Source organism: Carboxylicivirga fragile (assembly GCF_050589805.1).
Lineage (GTDB): Bacteria > Bacteroidota > Bacteroidia > Bacteroidales > Marinilabiliaceae > Carboxylicivirga > Carboxylicivirga fragile.
Window position 1 is genome coordinate 167,426 of the sequence record NZ_JBNGOY010000002.1, and the last position, 17,667, is coordinate 185,092.

General features: G+C 37.8%; 12 protein-coding genes and 1 tRNA gene. 2 read left to right on the top strand and 11 right to left on the bottom strand.

Translation table 11 applies throughout. The annotated features are described in order from the left end of the window. Positions 1-8: 8 nt before the first annotated feature. The 5 genes from ACRD7B_RS01735 to ACRD7B_RS01755 form a co-directional block, all read right to left on the bottom strand. The gene (locus ACRD7B_RS01735) at positions 9-530 is read right to left on the bottom strand and encodes a DUF3341 domain-containing protein (RefSeq protein ID WP_430822725.1); all 522 of its coding nucleotides are present in this window, start codon (positions 528-530) and stop codon (positions 9-11) included. A gap of 6 nt (positions 531-536) precedes the next feature. Continuing rightward, the gene (gene nrfD / locus ACRD7B_RS01740; protein ID WP_430822727.1) at positions 537-1,904 is read right to left on the bottom strand and encodes an NrfD/PsrC family molybdoenzyme membrane anchor subunit; all 1,368 of its coding nucleotides are present in this window, start codon (positions 1,902-1,904) and stop codon (positions 537-539) included. Beyond that, positions 1,904-4,870: a TAT-variant-translocated molybdopterin oxidoreductase gene (locus ACRD7B_RS01745; protein WP_430822728.1), complete on the bottom strand. Its 2,967-nt coding sequence runs from the start codon at positions 4,868-4,870 to the stop codon at positions 1,904-1,906. The genes nrfD and ACRD7B_RS01745 overlap by 1 nt, the downstream gene beginning before the upstream one ends. Positions 4,871-4,936: 66 nt before the next feature. After that, complete coding sequence (locus ACRD7B_RS01750) at positions 4,937-6,013, bottom strand: cytochrome c3 family protein (RefSeq protein WP_430822730.1); 1,077 nt, start codon at positions 6,011-6,013, stop codon at positions 4,937-4,939. A gap of 252 nt (positions 6,014-6,265) precedes the next feature. Then, positions 6,266-7,375 (bottom strand): AI-2E family transporter, encoded by a 1,110-nt coding sequence (locus ACRD7B_RS01755; RefSeq protein ID WP_430822731.1) that lies wholly within the window; start codon positions 7,373-7,375, stop codon positions 6,266-6,268. A 271-nt stretch (positions 7,376-7,646) separates the two neighbouring features. Here ACRD7B_RS01755 and ACRD7B_RS01760 point away from each other — a divergent pair, with 271 nt between their 5' ends. Continuing rightward, the gene (locus ACRD7B_RS01760) at positions 7,647-8,459 is read left to right on the top strand and encodes an ADP-ribosylglycohydrolase family protein (protein ID WP_430822732.1); all 813 of its coding nucleotides are present in this window, start codon (positions 7,647-7,649) and stop codon (positions 8,457-8,459) included. Positions 8,460-8,493: 34 nt separating this feature from the next. On the opposite strand, the gene lon is transcribed toward ACRD7B_RS01760, so the two are convergent. The 5 genes from lon to ACRD7B_RS01785 all read right to left on the bottom strand — a co-directional run bounded on the left by lon (position 8,494) and on the right by ACRD7B_RS01785 (position 15,308). Next, complete coding sequence (lon, locus tag ACRD7B_RS01765; protein ID WP_430822733.1) at positions 8,494-10,947, bottom strand: endopeptidase La; 2,454 nt, start codon at positions 10,945-10,947, stop codon at positions 8,494-8,496. 264 nt (positions 10,948-11,211) lie between these two features. Then, positions 11,212-11,472 carry a type B 50S ribosomal protein L31 gene (locus tag ACRD7B_RS01770; RefSeq protein WP_430822734.1) on the bottom strand — a complete coding sequence of 87 codons (261 nt, stop codon included), beginning with the start codon at positions 11,470-11,472 and terminating at the stop codon, positions 11,212-11,214. A gap of 102 nt (positions 11,473-11,574) precedes the next feature. Continuing rightward, positions 11,575-12,774 carry a GNAT family N-acetyltransferase gene (locus ACRD7B_RS01775; RefSeq protein ID WP_430822735.1) on the bottom strand — a complete coding sequence of 400 codons (1,200 nt, stop codon included), beginning with the start codon at positions 12,772-12,774 and terminating at the stop codon, positions 11,575-11,577. A gap of 222 nt (positions 12,775-12,996) precedes the next feature. Next, positions 12,997-14,466 carry an aminotransferase class V-fold PLP-dependent enzyme gene (locus ACRD7B_RS01780; RefSeq protein ID WP_430822736.1) on the bottom strand — a complete coding sequence of 490 codons (1,470 nt, stop codon included), beginning with the start codon at positions 14,464-14,466 and terminating at the stop codon, positions 12,997-12,999. Between the two features lie 155 nt (positions 14,467-14,621). After that, positions 14,622-15,308 carry a DNA alkylation repair protein gene (locus ACRD7B_RS01785; RefSeq protein ID WP_430822737.1) on the bottom strand — a complete coding sequence of 229 codons (687 nt, stop codon included), beginning with the start codon at positions 15,306-15,308 and terminating at the stop codon, positions 14,622-14,624. A gap of 107 nt (positions 15,309-15,415) precedes the next feature. Here ACRD7B_RS01785 and ACRD7B_RS01790 point away from each other — a divergent pair. After that, positions 15,416-15,491: transfer RNA gene (locus ACRD7B_RS01790), tRNA-His, on the top strand. Between the two features lie 178 nt (positions 15,492-15,669). On the opposite strand, the gene ACRD7B_RS01795 is transcribed toward ACRD7B_RS01790, so the two are convergent. After that, positions 15,670-17,523, bottom strand: coding sequence for a hypothetical protein (locus ACRD7B_RS01795; protein ID WP_430822738.1), 1,854 nt, complete (start codon positions 17,521-17,523; stop codon positions 15,670-15,672). Positions 17,524-17,667: the final 144 nt, after the last annotated feature.

Here is a 17,667-nt window from a genome sequence, read left to right on the forward strand (position 1 = left end):
ATTATCTATTATGATTTAACTTCGTGTAATTGAACTCCCAAAGCACCTACCGACTGCAATGATTCCTGCAAAGCATCACCATTAGCATTTTTCACTTCCAAAAGAATCTGAAAACGATCATCGGTCACTCCCTCATCGTATATAATATTATCAGAACCAGGCCCAAGCTTACTACTAATAAGAAAACCGAACACCAATGCGAAAGCCGCAAATAGAACCGTTAATTCAAAAGTAACCGGGATAAATGAAGGTACTGACATAAATGGTTTACCACCAAAATTTAATGGCCATGCCTGAGTAAACACCCATGCCTGAAAACCAAACCCGATAGCACAACCAATAACTCCGGCTACGAAGCCAGCACGTGGCAATCGTGAACGGCGGTATTTAAGCACTTTATCCAAACCGTGAACGGGGAATGGTGTTCGCACATCGGCGATATCAACATTCTTTTCTTGCAGCTCCTTAATGGCCACAATTAAATCCTTATCATCTGGAAAATATCCTGAAACGTATGTTTTTTCTTCCATATCTCTTTATTTTCCTTTTTTAATAAATTTCTCTGCAGATGTCTTCAATACACTTTTCACCTCAGCAATAGCTATTACCGGGAAAAAGCGAATAAATAAGAAGAATAGCGTGAAGAATAAACCAAATGTTCCAACGTATATTCCAACCTCAACCCATGTTGGTGTATACATACTCCAACTTGATGGTAAGAAGTCGCGGTGCAGAGAGGTAACAATAATTACAAAACGTTCGAACCACATACCAATATTCACAAAAATGGAAATAACGAAAGTGGCAGCGAAACTACGTCGTATTTTCTTGAACCAGAATAACTGAGGCGTAATCACATTACAAGTCATCATAATCCAATAGGCCCACCAATACGGACCAAAAGCTCTATTTACAAAAGCATATTGTTCGTAAACAACACCTGAATACCAAGCAATGAATAACTCGGTGATATAGGCAATACCTACAATAGAACCTGTAGCAATGATAATTTTATTCATCGACTCCAGGTGTGCTTTTGTGATATAACTTTCAAGATTAATGGCCTTACGCGTGATGATCATCAATGTTAATACCATGGCAAAGCCTGAGAACACCGCACCCGACACAAAATAGGGTGGAAAGATGGTGGTATGCCATCCGGGTATCACCGAGGTGGCAAAGTCAAAACTTACAATGGTATGCACCGACAGTACTAAGGGTGCAGCTAATCCGGCTAATATCAAACTCATTGATTCGTGGCGCGCCCAATGACGAGCAGAACCTGTCCAACCAAAACTTAAGGCTGAATAAATCTTCTTTTTAATACCTGGAACCAGCTTATCACGTATGGTACCAATATCAGGAATCAATCCCATGTACCAGAATAATACCGAAACAGTGAGGTACGTTGAAATCGCAAATACATCCCAAAGCAATGGTGAGTTAAAATTCACCCATACGTCACGTGTATTTGGATAAGGGAAAATGAAAAATCCCAAAGGCAAACGCCCCATGTGAATAAGCGGGAATAAACCAGCACACATTACTGCAATTATGGTCATTGCCTCGGCACTACGGTTAATTGATGTACGCCACTTCTGACGGAACAACAATAAAATAGCCGATATAAATGTACCAGCATGACCGATACCTACCCACCATACAAAGTTGGTAATGCCCCAACCCCATCCAATGGTTCTGTTTAGTCCCCAGGTACCAATTCCATCCCATACGGTTACGAAAATGGAATAACCACCAAACATCAGTGCAATTAGTGCTGCAGTTAATCCCGCATACCAGAGTTTACCTGGCTTACCTTCCATTGGCGCATAAATGTCCTTGGTAACTTTACTATAACTTTTTTCTCCGCTAATGAGCGGCTCTCTTACTGGCGATACGTACATTAGCTTAGCGTTTTATTTTTATCCTTATTTCTAACTTTCGACAAGTAAACAACTGATGGCAACGTATGTAACTCTTCGAGCAAACCATACTGACGTGCATCTGCCATTAATTTTGATACCTTGCTATTTGGATCGTTTGTATCACCAAATGTTATGGCATCGGCAGGGCAAGTCTGCTGACAGGCTGTCTTGATTTCGCCATCTTCCAACTCCCGTCCATCGCGCTTAGCTGTTAACTTCTTATCTTGAATTCGTTGAACACACATTGAGCATTTCTCAATAACTCCTTTTGCACGAACAGTTACATCTGGATTCAGAACCATGCGTTTTAAATCTAATGTCATTCCTGCCGGATCAACCGTATTATTAGGAATTGTATCTGCTCCTGTGTAATCGTACCAATTGAAACGACGCACTTTGTACGGACAGTTATTATTGCAATAACGTGTTCCAATACAACGGTTATAAGCCATTTGGTTGATTCCCTCCGAACTGTGGTTTGTTGCCGCTACAGGACACACATTTTCACAAGGTGCACTGTCGCAATGCTGACACATCACCGGTTGACGAACAACCTCTGGATTATCTGTATCACCGGCATAGTAACGGTCTAATCGTAACCAATGCATTTCGTGCGAACGACGTACTTCGTTTCGTCCTACAACAGGCACATTATTCTCTGCCGAACAAGCTACCACACAAGCATTACAACCAATACATGAGTTTAAGTCAATTACCATTCCCCAATGGTGACCATTGTATTCGTGCTCGCTATATAAACTGGTATTGATTTCGTTAAACTTCTCGTGCATCTCATTACCAGATGCCGGATTTTTAAGGTATTCTGCAATAGTGGTCTCACGCACTAATGCTCTACCTTCCATCGAATGGTGTGATTGAGTTGCAGCGAGTTCGTAAGTTCCTCCCGTTGCTACCGCCTTCACCTCTTCGAGATAATATTGACGATGGCCATTATTCATTGCTACAAAAGGATAAACATCTTTACCCAAATCGGTAGCAACTCTACCTGCATTTGTACGACCATAACCAAGAGCAATTGCCAATGAGTTACGAGCTTGTCCTGGTTGAACCACTACAGGCAATTCAACATCATTTATGGAAAGTAAATCTCCTTGCGTCCAACCGCGAAGTGCAGCCAATGCAGGGGAAACAGCAACATAGTTATCCCAACAAATACGGCTCACAGGATCTGGTAATTCTTGCAACCAAGGGTTGTTGGCTAAGGTCCCATCGCCAATTGGCACGTTCTGATACATCAGTAACTCTAATTCATTCCCCGATTTAGGAGCAGAATAAGCTGAAGCAATTGATCCGAAATCTGATCCTGAGAAAGCAACTTTCGATTTCTGAATATTTTCATCAACCACTAAACCATCGCGAAGTGACGTTTTCCAGAAGGTTTCGAATTGCTTGCCTTGCGAAAGAGACATATTATACACATTCTCTTTCCAATATAATTTTATGTAATCGTAATATTTTCCATCAAAGCCTGCCCAAGCCATTAGATTCTCTTGTGCTTGTCGTGTTTTAAATATTGGACGAATAGCAGGCTGTGTTAATGAATATACACCATCAATTAAAACAGCATCATCCCAGCTCTCAAGAAAATGAGGAGTTGGTAGACTATAATCACAAAGCTGTGCTGTTTCGGTCTGCTGCGAGTTTACCGCAATTTTAACAGGAACGCTAGCCAATGCTTTTTCTGTTTGTCCACCCATTGGCGCATGATACAGTGGATTAGTATTCCAGAACATAGCAGCTCCTACTTTACCCTTTTCCATGCGTGATAACAATGCTGAATATGCCTTATCGTCACCTTTAAACAAATGAACTGGTGTATCCACAACGACTGTTGTTCCAGTATTTTGCAACAACTCATTGATACCACATATCAAAGATTGAATATCAACATCATTGGTTCCTGAAACTACCAAAGAAGCACCTTTGTTTGACCAAAGTTCTTCAGCTATTTTGTTAACGACATCTGGAATGGTAACTACAGGTACTGACACTCCCGCTTTACTAGCCAACGCTGCATAAAGGGCAGATACATAATGTGCCTCATCAGCAGCTGCTATAGGAACACGTTCATCGGCATTTGAACCAGTAAGCGACATAGTTGTCTCAAACTGCAAATGGCGCATCATTTCGCGTTGTCCACCTGTTAACTTACGTGCCATTGCATACTGACGACTAAAAGCTACTGGCTGTAACCAAGTCCCTAAGAAATCGGCATTGAAACCAATAACTAGTTTTGCCTTATCGAAGCGATATGATGGAATCAACGCTTCTCCGTATGATTTCTCGAACGCTTCTCGAATTGCTGAATAAGATATCGCATCAAAAGTTTCATGCACCACGAAAGAATACTTCGCTTTAAAATCAGCAATTAACTTTTGCGTTGATGGACTAAGAACTGTTGGTGTAAGAATAACAAATTCTTTACTTACATCCCATTCTGCCATTAATTTCAGCATATCAGCATCTACTTGTTCCCAAGTAATTGCAGTATCATTATGCATTGGTTGTGCTGGCCTCGACTCATCATACAGATTAAGAAGTGATGCTTGAATACGTGCAGAAGTAGATCCTCCAGTTAATTCACACAAATCATTTCCCTCAATCTTGATAGGTCGACCATCACGCACTTTCACTAAGATCGGAACCATTTCGGTTCCATCGTAAAAGGCAGATGCATAATAATTAGCTGTGCCAGGTTTAATTTCCTCTGGCTGTATAAGTAATGGTATTGCTTTCTTTACAGGACGTTCACATCCTGCCAAAACAGCGGCCGATGCGATACCAAATCCGAAATACTTCAGAAAATCACGACGCGAATTACCCGACGATTCCTTTCCTTCCGAAAGCACCATAGAAGACTTCTTCTCTTGCTCGATTTCTTCCGCAGGAACTAGATCTTCAATGCTTTTCCAGTATTGTTTCATGTGTTTATATTTTTTTTAAAAGCAGTTCTCACTACTTCTTATATATTCAATGTAAATTATTCACTTCTAGTGGTGGCATTTCATACAATCATTGGCTCCAATGTCAGCTGCTTTGATTGAGTCACGAACACCCGCTTCAATATCTTTGTGTAATTGCTCGTAGACTTTGTAATAATCATTACCCAAGAAATTAACATTCGTGGTTTTATGACAATCCAAGCACCAACCCATCGATAAGTCATTTTCTTGTTTAAGAATATGCATTTCTTCCACCTTACCATGGCACTCTGCACAATCCAATTGCCCGGCGTTAACATGTTGCGAGTGATTGAAGTAAACATGATCAGGCAAGTTGTGAATACGTACCCACTCAATGTCCTTATTGTTTTCATAGGCATCAACCACCTTGGCTATCTCGAACTGCCCAGAATTTGTACCGTTACGCACCACCATGTGGCAATTCATACATAAACCAGCACTTGGTATCCCAGCCGACTTACCATGCTCAGCATTAGAGTGGCAGTACATGCAATCAATTTTGTTGTCACCCGCATGTACTTGGTGAGAGAATTTTATTGGTTGATCAGGCATGTACTCATGACTTCTACCTAAATCAATCATTTGATGTGCCACTACCTTTCCTTGATAACTTAAACCAAATAATATTATAAGGATATGAATCACCTTATAAGGAATCTTTTTGGTGAAGAACAGATCAACTAAGGCGATTGCCATCGCTACTCCTAAAAGAAGAAATATCAAGATCGTATTAATTGATAAGGCCTTCTCTGGTACTCCATCAACAGCCAACTCTTTAAGATAACCATGCAAGTGAAATAATTGCTCATCACTCAAACTATAATTAGCATGCACTTTCTCGCGCACCCCGCCACTTGGTTCGAGTAAATGACTTTTAAAAGTTGCCAAATCCATCTCTGAAGCTACAACAGCCATTTCCAGGGCTGAAGGATTCCAGTTAATTGTATCGGCTGTGTAATACGTATGACATGAGGCACAAGCATTTGCTTCCTCACCCATCGAAATTAGGCCATAATAAAGTCGCTCTCCTACTTTTAAATCGGGCTCAGGTGCACCTTTTTTACCACGATTATCTTTTGCTCCAACATTTAAAACTTGAAACAAAAGAAAAAAAAGTAAGAAAAACTTTAAGAATAATTTCCCTGACGTCTGGGATCTAGATAAAGTTTTAATCATATTGACTTGATATTTATTCTCTGATTCGTAGTGAGATTAACCATAAATCACACCATATCAGGCGATTTTAATTATTAGCAATTAATTATTTTTAACATTTCAACTTTCAACCTAAAATAACGAATTAGGTGAAAGAATGTTTAACAGCAGCAAATATAATATTTAGGATATTAATCTCTTCTATTCCTTTAATTTTTCGGTCAATTTTTTAACCAATTTATAATTAAAGAAAAATTCACGAGCAACAACTCTCAGGATCGTATATACCGGTATTGCCAGAAACATACCGAGTATGCCTGAAATATATCCAGCCATTAAGATAACCAAAAATATTTCAAGTGGATGCGCCCTAACACTTGACGAGAAAATAAATGGTTGGAACACTAAATTATCGAGTAACTGCACGATCAGATATACAGTAAAAATTCCTAACATATAATTACCAAAAACAGGTGGTACAGCTAATTGGACATAAACGATTAATCCAACAACAAAACCAAAGAAAGCTCCAATCAATGGCCCCAGATATGGAATAACATTTATAAAACCAGAAAACAAACCAATAATAACAGCATGCTGCAATTCAACCCCAATCAACAGGAAACCACAAGTGACAAATATTGAAATGAGTGTAATTTGTAATAAGACACCAATAAAATACCGCCGCAGAAGTGTTTTTATCGATAACAACATGTGCCTTAAAGCGCTTTCGTAATGAGCAGATATAAACAGTAATAGCCCTTCTAACAAAAGGAGCTCTTCTTTCAAAAAGAAAAATGTTATAAACGACACACTAAAAATAAATATAAAGAGGCCTCCTAAAAAGCTCATTAGCCCGGTTACCAAATCCCTCAACTGAGAAAAATCAAAAACTGTGATTGCGGTTTCCTTAATCTGACTTTGGATCATTTCCATACCAGTACGACCAAACTCCGATTGAAAAACCGGAGCCAACATATTAGAAAGCAATCGCTCTGTTTTATCAAACACCAAATCCAAATCAACCGATGAAAGGTATTGAATTTCTTGGACGAGGAAGGGTACACTTAATCGAAAGAAAAGAAACACGAAAATCCATAACACCATAACGGTTAAAAGAGCTGCCAAGGCATTGGACATCGCCCATCTCTTAATTCTAATCTTCTTTAATAAATCAAAAACAGGTCGTATAACAAGAGAAATAACAGCAGACACAAGTAAAAAAGAAACCACAGCCTTAAAGTACCATATCAAGGTTAAGGCAACAACTCCGCCCAAAGACCATAATAAATACTTAATCCGATCTGTCATGTTGCTAAATTCTATGTGTAAAAACAAGTATTAATTCTTCCTATCTAAGTTATCAGATTTTTATGAGAAAATCATCTACTTAGATACTTGCCAACATAATCTTAGCCTAATTTCATACTATTAAACCAACAAAGTCGAAATAATTAATTCTTAGTCGCCATAAATATTGCATTCATCACTTTTTTTAGTACGTTTACCACATCATTCATATTGATAAGTAAAAAACTAAATATAGAAAGTATTTTTACCCAAAATGCACTAACACATCACTATGAGAGGATCAATTATAGGAGACATTATTGGCTCCGCATTTAATAAGTCGCCGCAAAGCCCAACAGAATTCCAATTGCTTAAACCATTCTCAGCTTATACCGACGACACAGTGCTTACAATGGCCATTGCCGATGCCGTTCTAAACAATACTCCATACGATCAATCATTACGTAACTGGACGCGCAAATTTCCGAAAGCAGGTTATCGAAAAAAATTCCTGGATTGGGCTTTATCAGACAAGGATCATAACCAGTACAATAGTGATGGAGATGGTGCAGCACGGCGGGTGAGTCCAATAGGATTTGCAGCCACCTCGTTGGAAGAAGCAATGGAAAATGCAGAATTAGCGACGGTAATAACACACTCATCAGAGAATAAAATAAAAGCAGCTCAGGCGATGACTGGCTCAATCTATTTAGCTAAAACCGGCCACAAGAAAAGCGAGATCCGTAATTATCTGACTGAAACAATTGGCTACAACCTACCTGAGAAACTTGATAAAGAAGAAGCCAAGCAATTGATGGAGCGTTATAACTCTCCAGCGCCTGCAGCATTATTGGCATTTCTTGATTCAAATGATTTTGAGGAAGCCATACGCAAGGCAATATGGTTAGATGGTCCGTCTAATACCATCGCCGCTATTACGGGCGGCATTGCCCAAGCTTATTACAAGCACATCCCAAAGGCTCTGCTTCGAAAAACACTTTCGCGTATTGATACCGATATGGAGGCTATGATGGAAGATTTTGAAGACAAGTTTTGTAGCGATGTCGTTAATGATAAACAAGAAATAAAATTCAATTTCCATTAAAATAAAAAAGGTCAGCATTGCTGACCTTTTTACTTTATATCTTAATCGGATTCTTTACCTGCTCATCCAGAAGAGCGAAGTCCAGTACTTCAGAAATCTCCTTAACGAATAGGAATTCTAATCCTTCCAGGTAAATATCGTTAATCTCATCAATGTCTTTCTTGTTCTCGTGAGACAAAATAACATTAGTAATACCAGCACGCTTAGCAGCCAATATCTTTTCTTTAATTCCACCAACTGGCAATACCTTACCGCGTAAAGTTATTTCACCTGTCATAGCTAATCGTTGCCTTATCTTACGCTGAGTAAACGACGACGCTAAAGAAGTAACCATTGTGATACCCGCAGATGGGCCATCCTTTGGAATTGCCCCTTCCGGAACATGAACATGAACATTCCATTCGTCAAATGTCTCGTCCTTTATATTTAGCTTCTCAGCATTAGCTCGCAAATATTCCAAGGCCAACACAGCCGATTCCTTCATCACATCGCCCAAGTTTCCAGTTAAGGTTAATTTACCTTTTCCCTTGCTCAAGCTACTTTCAATGAACAATATCTCACCTCCAACCGGAGTCCAGGCCAAACCAGTAACAACACCAGCCGATGAATTATCTTGCCACTTATCTTTTGAGAAACGAGCAACACCTAAGTAATCTACCAAGTCTTTTATGCTCAAATTCTTCTTTAATTCTTCTTCCTTAGCAATCTTCAGTGCCACTTTTCTACAAAGTTTTGCCAGCACCTTGCTCAATTCACGAACCCCAGACTCTCTGGTATATGACTCAACGATAAAACCAAGTACATTTTTATTTAAGGCAATCTTGCCTTTTTTAATACCATGGTTTTCCATTTGTTGTGGTAACAAGTGGCGACGAGCTATTTCCACCTTCTCTTCGAGGATATAACCACTCACGTCAATCAGTTCCATACGATCCAATAGAGGCTGAGCTATGGAGTTAAGGGTATTTGCAGTGGCAATAAACATTACGTTGGACAAGTCAAAATCAACTTCCAGGAAATTATCATGAAAATGCTCATTTTGCTCAGGATCTAAAACTTCTAACAAGGCAGAAGCAGGATCACCATGATAGCTACTACTGATCTTATCAATTTCGTCAAGAATAAATACCGGATTAGCCGAACCAGCCTTTTTTATATTCTGAATAATTCGACCTGGCATAGCACCAATGTAGGTTTTACGATGACCACGTATTTCAGCTTCATCGTGCACTCCACCCAAAGACATACGCACGTATTTACGTCCAACAGCATCGGCAACCGATTTACCCAACGATGTTTTACCAACCCCAGGAGGGCCGTATAAACATATAATTGGCGACTTCAATTCACCTTTAAGTTTCAATACTGCTAAATGCTCTAATATTCTTTCCTTCACCTTATCCAGACCGAAATGATCACGATCAAGAAAACGTTCGGCACGCTTTAAATCATAATTATCCTTGGTGTATTCGTTCCAAGGTAAGTCAATGATTGTTTGCAAATAATTGTATTGCACTGAATATTCACCAGCAGCTGGATTTAAACGCTGAAGCTTATCCAGTTCCTTGAAGAATAACTCCTCAACTTCTTTGTTCCACTTCTTTTTCGACGCTTTCTCCTTCAGTTCAATAACCTCTTGTTCGATTGGGCTTGAACCTAACTCATCTTGTATGGTCTTGATTTGCTGTTGCAACAAATACTCACGTTGCTGCTGATCAATGTCGAGCTTTACTTTGCTTTGAATATCATTTTTAAGCTCTTGCATCTGCACCTCACGGGCTAAATGCTCAAGCAAGAGCATTCCTCTTTCAAGTAAACTTCCACAAACAAGTAAAGATTGCTTTTCCTTAACTGAAATGTCAGAATTGGATCCAACAAAATTAATTAGGAAACCATCGTTCTCAATGTTTTTTATGGCAAAAGAAGCTTCTGGTGGAATATTTGAAGATGCCTTGATGACACGTAAAGATAAATCCTTAATCGAGCTCACTACGGCCTCATACTCATCCTTGGTCTTTTTATCTGGCTCAATGTCATCAAGCGGCGTAACCTTTGCCATATGATATGGCTCATCGCTAATCAATTCATCTAATTGAAAACGACGCTTACCTTGAATAATAACAGATGTGGAATTATCAGGCATCTCCAAGACCTTAATGACCTTAGCTACCGTTCCTATTTCAAATAAATCCTTTTGTCCAGGATCTTCAATCTTAACATCCTTTTGAGCAACAGCCCCAAATACACCCTTATTCTTCTGTATATCCTTAATGAGTTGCAATGACTTATCTCTTCCCAATGAAATTGGAATGATTACACCTGGAAACAGAACCGTATTTCGCAAAGGAAGAATAGGCAAGTTGTCAGGCACTTCAAACTCACTGACATTATGATCTTCACCGTCGGCTACGATTGGAATGAACTCTGAGTCAGACTCGAATACCTCAGATAAAAGGGGTTTATTATGATCAAACTTATTATTATCCATCTTAAAATAGTCAATTACACTGACACCTCTGACAAACTGTCTGTTCAGTGTGTTATAAAACAACGATTCCTTGTATTGGCAATAGACGTGCCAAAATTTATTCAAGGCGTTTCAGAATTAAAAACCTAAGCAAAACGACACAATTCCTTCATCTTTATCGCTTCTAAAACGAATACGAACCATGTGATTTTAAGTTATGCTAAAGCAAAAAAAAAGCTCCGGATATTCCGAAGCTATTTTTTATATCTCTTAAAAACAATCGACTTACTTGCGCTTATCGAAGTGCTTTTGATATCTGTTCATAAATTTGTCAACACGTCCTGCGGTATCAACTAACTTCATTTTACCTGTGTAAAATGGGTGTGAAGTATTAGAAATCTCTAATTTCACCTGAGGATATTCAACTCCTTCGATTTCAACATTATCCTTTGTTGCAACAGTAGAACGAGTAATGAACGTTTCCCCGTTTGACATATCAGTAAAAGCTACTAATCTGTAATTATCCGGATGAATTCCCTGTTTCATTGTTATATGTTTTAAAACTTTATATTCTTATCTTTATCGGCCTGCAAAGGTAATTTATAAATTTTGAACCAACAAAGGATTAATTGATTTAATCACTGAAATTTATAAATCTTTTTCATTTCCCTTCTCATACTTAGTATCAACAGGTATGGTCGTCGCACGTTCCTTGGGCTCTTCATGCCCATTAAATAAATAGCGATAGGTTATGTGTTTTTTACCAAACTCTGCTCCCATCGACTCTTGCAAAACCCTCATTTTCGGATTAAAATCGCCAACCCACGACAATTCCAGCTCTTTAAACTGCGGATTTCTTTCTACCGCTCCTTTTAAATGCCAGAAGATACCAGACTCAATACCTGAGCGTTGAAACTTTGGCACAACGCCAAGTATAACAACCCTTGCCCGAGTCATAATTTTTTTCCTCTTCTTCCACCAAAAATTCAATTTATTGGCTATTCCCAACTTACCATTAAAGCCTTTTATTATCTGGTTGATATCAGGGAATAATACAATAAAACCAATCGGCTTACCATTGTGGTAAGCAAACCAAATCAACTCCTCCACCATGAAAGATTTTGATTTTTTCATGGTCGCATCAAGCGTCTTTCTATCTATTGGTTTAAAATTCTCGTGGTATTGCCAGGCGTCATTATAGATGCTTTCAAAATCATCTAAATACTTACTTGCATTCTTCCAAGAAAAATGCTTAAAACTATATCCATCCTTTTTCACAACCCAGCCCGCAATCTTCCAAAAACGCTCAGGAAAAGGCTTCTGTAAATCCAAATGATTCGTTATCTGTTCAAAGTAAGTTTTAAAACCATAGGCTTCAAAAAAGGCGCGATAATAGGTGGGATTGTATTGCATACCAAAACCCGGCTGAACAAAACCATCTACCAATAAGCCCCAGAAGTTGTCATTTTCGCCAAAATTGATGGGCCCATCCATCGCTTTCATACCGCGCTCTTCTAACCAAGCTTTGGCTCGATCAAAAAGCGCAAATGCGATTTTTTCGCTGTCAATACATTCGAAAAAACCAATACCTCCTGTTGGTTGCTCAAACCCCTTTGCTTTATTGTGATTGATAAAAGCAGCTATTCGCCCCACCACCACATCATTATCAAACAAGATGAAGCGAGTTGCCTCACCATGCGAAAAGTAACTGTTCATTGACGGATCAAAAATTTCCTCAATCATAGCATCAAGCGGGCGCACATAGGCCTCATCTGCAAAATAGATATCATCTACCAGGTTCAGAAACTGCTGCTTCGATCGTTGATCTATTACTTCTCGTATCTCCATCTATAATAGTCCGTTAGTCCCGATTATTATCGGGATGGCCAGAAGTTAGTAGCTTAATTTTGAAACAAACCATTTGTTAGCACAAAACGCAAAATCCCACATAATTTCAATCTTCTGACAATCTGATTAACACAAAACACTAAGGATATATCTCTATTTAATAAAAAAAATGGTGAACCCTATTAGGGTTCACCACAAAAATAATCGAATATTTTATTTTTCCTAGAACTTAAACCAGCTTTGATAATCGCTTGGTTGCTTCGCCGGAATTTGTTTGTGATAATATTCATTTTGAGCTGACACATAATTGTAGTCCGCTTCCATACTTTGCCAGTTTTCAGCCACAGACTTAACCGAACTTATTAAATAGTTCACTTCCTTATCAGTCATGGTAGGATGTATCGACATACGAATCCAACCTGGCTTCTGCGATAAATTACCCGTGTTTATCTGGCTAGTTATCTTATTTGAAGTGTAATAATCAACGTGTAACAAATAATGCCCATAGGTACCCGCACAAGAACATCCTCCACGCACCTGAATACCAAAATGGTCATTCAATAAACGTACAGCTAAATTAAAGTGTAAATCGTCGATGTAAAATGAAATGGCTCCTAAGCGGTCATCCACATTATCTGCCAAGATATTCATACCAGGTATCTCCCTAAATTCACGTAAAATCTTCGCTACAATTTCATCCTCTCGTGCATGAATGTTTTCCACACCCATTTCTTCCTTCAATTTTATAACCAGAGCCGCTTTTATAGATTGTAAGAAACCTGGTGTTCCTCCATCTTCACGCGCCTCAATATCGTCGACATAACGGTATTTCCCCCAACGATTGGTCCAATCTACTGTACCGCCGCCCGAATTATCTGGTGCCGAATTGTGATACAATGAGCGATTAAATACCATAACACCCGAACTACCAGGGCCACCTAAGAATTTATGAGGCGAAAAGAAAATGGCATCCAATCTTTCCAATGGCTCAGCCGGATGCATATCAATATTGTCGTAAGGAGCAGATGCTGCAAAATCAACAAAACAAAAACCACCATTCTCATGCATGATTCTTGCCAATTCATTGTATGGCGTGCGTACACCCGTCACATTTGAACACGCACTAAACGAACCGATCTTTAATGTTCGATTCTCATATTTTTTAATCTCACGTCGTAAAGACTCTGGATCAACCAACAATTGATCATCTGGCTCAATTACCACCACATCAGCATTCGTTTCTAACCATGAAGTATGATTTGAATGATGCTCCATGTGTGTAATAAAAACAACTGGTCGCTGATCAGTTGGCAGATTGCAATACTTTTGCGCCTGTTCAGGCACCCTCATACCAAGTATACGCTGAAGCTTATTAACCACATAGGTCATTCCGAAACCTGCGGTAATAATAATATCATCTTCGTCAGCGTTAACATGCTGCTTTATTATTTTGTGAGATAATTTGTAGATATTGGTCATAATCATACCCGTATCACTCGATTCGGAGTGAGTATTGGCAACCATTGGCCCCATCTTATCCTTCATCAAATCTTCAATGGGTCCATACATACGACCGCTCGCAATCCAATCTGCGTAAACCAATGGTTTTTCTCCATATGGAGTTTGAATCGTCGCCTCAGCTCCGATGGTGTTTTTTCGAAATTTTTCGAAATGTGCCTCCAAATTTGTCATGAACACTAAGGTTTTATATTGTTTCTACTCTTTTTACAAAACAATTAGATATTTGCATATCTATATGTTTGGACAAATATAGGGAATATAAAGAGATGAAAAATATGATTTTACCCCAAATCAAACAAAATCAATTAGGTAGACGCATGCCTAAATTAAAGATCCCTTACAAAATCCAGTTCATTTTGTATCTCTTGTCCAATGAATTGAAGATTCTTCAGTTCAGAATCGGCGCACTTACTTAAAAATTCTTCCAGTAGTGGGCTACCACCTTTTAATACTCTCAACTGCTTTTTTATGGCAAAAGCGAAGGACTTTAAAATGATGAAATCATCGGTATCGTGAAAATAACTTAACATGTCGTCTAATTTTCGAACATCCGTAGATTGAATAAGCTGAGCATACCAGCCAATGATATAATAAGCCAATGCAATGCTCCATTTATTGTGGTGCGACAAGCAAACCTTAGCCAACTCATTGGCAAAAGGTAACTTCCCCCATAGGAACATGGTACTGCGTTCTACCAAGTCGTTGTTATTAATCTTTTGACACCACTCCATGGCTTTAACCAGGCTCATTTTATCATGTGGCACAATCATAGCTGCCAACAGCATCGTTTCGCGGATCTCCATAAACCACAAACGTTCAGCTAAATCGTAGCGCTTTGGCAGATTCGCGGCAATGGCCTTCAAATGCTCCAGTGAAACACCATAGTTTTTGCGATAAACAATACCTGCTTTTTCCATTTGATCTACGGTAGCTCCATTCATGCGCAAACGGATAAGCGACATTATTTCATTCAACTCTTTTTCTATCTCCTGATTTTCAACAAAAAACTTCATAAGTACGATAAATAAACGCTTACAAAGAAAAAAAGTTTTTGATTTTTTTTATCATTTCTTGCGCAATTTAATTCGAGAATATTATCTTTGCATCGCTAAATAAAAATGGTGATTGTAGCTCAGTTGGTTAGAGCGCTGGATTGTGGTTCCAGAGGTCGCCGGTTCGAAACCGGTCTTTCACCCATAAAGAAGCCTGTTCATTACGAACAGGCTTTTTTTATACCCTCTTTTGTTGTGATCATTATTCTAAACACGAACAACCTTCATTCAAAATGCATGCAATAAAAAAGCCTAGCTAGAGAAGCTAATCTTTTAATTTTTCTAGAAAACATGTAGTATAGTTTAAACCACCTTTTACACCTTACTTGTTGATTGCTTTTAAAATTCTATCTTCCTTGATCAAAACATCTTTCATCAATAGCTGATATGGAAATTGTTTATGTTTAGAATCTTTGAAACCATCTAAAATTCGTGTCAAAGAACCTGCTGTTATCAACGAAAGGTTAATCTCAAATTCCAAATCACAATCATTCACAAAATCATCACTAAAATCAGGTGCTACAAGCAATGATTTAACAACATTGTATCCATTCAACTTCGCTAAATCTACATACGATTTAATTTGTCTTGAAACTGAACTAAACTTATTATACCCACTTTCCTTTACAGTTTTACATTCTAGGATTATAACTTCATTATTACCTAAGTTTAATATTAAATCAATTTTATCTTTAGCCGTATTAAGCTTCTTCTTTAAAACTTCATCAACGTCAAAACCTAACTTTTCAAAAATTGTTTTCGTGACATCTTCAAATTTTAAACCAAGCTCAGACTCCTTTATTATAATTCCATTTTCTTTCAACTTAGCCAGATTTCGAAATCCAATAGCCTCATAATTTTCAATCATCAAATTTTCTGCATCTTTGTATGCATCTAATATATTTAGCACTAGATCTCCTCTCGATTTCAACTCTTTCGCTGCTATAAATGCTTTTAAGTCGTCTATCGCTAATACATCAAGTATGTCTCTTGGTTTAATATTGTAATCGAGTAATGTACTACTATTTAACAATATTTCATCAGGCATCTCAAACTCTTTCAGTATCAATCTCCTAAAAGACTTAAGTGTTTCATCTAGCTCTATTAAAAGCTTTTCATAACCTTCAACAGAAATCCCTACTTTTTCATCTATTTCTTGCTCTTCAAAGTGAAGAATAATATTAGAAATCTTTTCTTCAATAGTACTTCCTTTAAGTTGCTCACAAATTTTTAAGCCTCCTTCCCAAAGGTCATTTAAAGCTTTCTTTTTTTCAGTTAAAGTAATGCCATCCTTATGCATACCGTATTTAAGTAAACTAATTAAAGATATACCTTCCTTAATGATTAGATTTACCTTCTCCTCATAACTAACATCTCTAACGTTAATATTATGCTTTCTGCAAATAAGGTTAATCTGCGGTTCTTTGAAGGTTTTTAGTACTCTTCGGAAATATTTATCAGCAACGTCTTTTTCTCTTATTTTTCTAAGAACCCGAACTACTTCATCTGCTATATAAACTGTATTATTTTTCTTGGAATAAAATATAGCTCCTATAGTCTTCAAGAAGTTAATTACATTATCAACACTTTCTTTTTCGGGTGGTATTATCATGTAATTAATCAACTTAATTTCTTCCTGAGACAATTGAAGTTGATGAGCAAGAGTAACTAGTATTGATAACTCATCATTGGTTATTTTAGCTTCTCTATTGTTAATATCATCATTAGTGTATGCAGTTAATACACAAGCACGATATATTTCATAATCACGTTTTCTTTCCGGCTCAATATCGGACTTCTCGGACTCAAGTTCAATTTTAAGCTGCTTGGTCTTTTTCTTAATGCTATTTAATTCTTTTTCATACAAACGGGCCAACCAATCTTGTTTCATTATGCCATTACCATCTTTGATAATGATATCTATTAAAATATCAAGTTGCGATGTAGTATTTACAAATTCTGCTTTTACCGTTTCAGCAAATTCATCTTTAATTAGGCTAAATACATTGGCAATATTAATACTGTCAACACTTTTTAAATCATTACTACTATCTGAAAGAATTTTGTCAATCTCTTTACTATTCTTAGGGTTATTAGATTTAATGTTATCGATAATTTTTAAAAATGCATTTTTCTCCAACGAATTAACATTGTCTAGTACTTTTTCCAGTTTCATTCTAATTTCATTTTAATAACACCTTATTAAGCCTAACAGCAAAAAGATTAAATATCACTAGTGACCGACTAATTTTTTAAAATGAGGGTACTCCCTAAAGGTTTCCCCTCAAAGTTGTAAATTGATTTTGCGAAACATTTTACA

Coding starts and splice junctions, on each gene's coding strand:
- ACRD7B_RS01755 (WP_430822731.1), bottom strand. CDS start 7,375: ATGACAGATCGGATTAAGTATTTATTATGGTCTTTGGGCGGAGTTGTT.
- ACRD7B_RS01745 (WP_430822728.1), bottom strand. CDS start 4,870: ATGAAACAATACTGGAAAAGCATTGAAGATCTAGTTCCTGCGGAAGAA.
- ACRD7B_RS01775 (WP_430822735.1), bottom strand. CDS start 12,774: ATGGAGATACGAGAAGTAATAGATCAACGATCGAAGCAGCAGTTTCTG.
- nrfD (WP_430822727.1), bottom strand. CDS start 1,904: ATGTACGTATCGCCAGTAAGAGAGCCGCTCATTAGCGGAGAAAAAAGT.
- ACRD7B_RS01785 (WP_430822737.1), bottom strand. CDS start 15,308: ATGAAGTTTTTTGTTGAAAATCAGGAGATAGAAAAAGAGTTGAATGAA.
- ACRD7B_RS01770 (WP_430822734.1), bottom strand. CDS start 11,472: ATGAAACAGGGAATTCATCCGGATAATTACAGATTAGTAGCTTTTACT.
- ACRD7B_RS01735 (WP_430822725.1), bottom strand. CDS start 530: ATGGAAGAAAAAACATACGTTTCAGGATATTTTCCAGATGATAAGGAT.
- lon (WP_430822733.1), bottom strand. CDS start 10,947: ATGGATAATAATAAGTTTGATCATAATAAACCCCTTTTATCTGAGGTA.
- ACRD7B_RS01780 (WP_430822736.1), bottom strand. CDS start 14,466: ATGACAAATTTGGAGGCACATTTCGAAAAATTTCGAAAAAACACCATC.
- ACRD7B_RS01760 (WP_430822732.1), top strand. CDS start 7,647: ATGAGAGGATCAATTATAGGAGACATTATTGGCTCCGCATTTAATAAG.
- ACRD7B_RS01795 (WP_430822738.1), bottom strand. CDS start 17,523: ATGAAACTGGAAAAAGTACTAGACAATGTTAATTCGTTGGAGAAAAAT.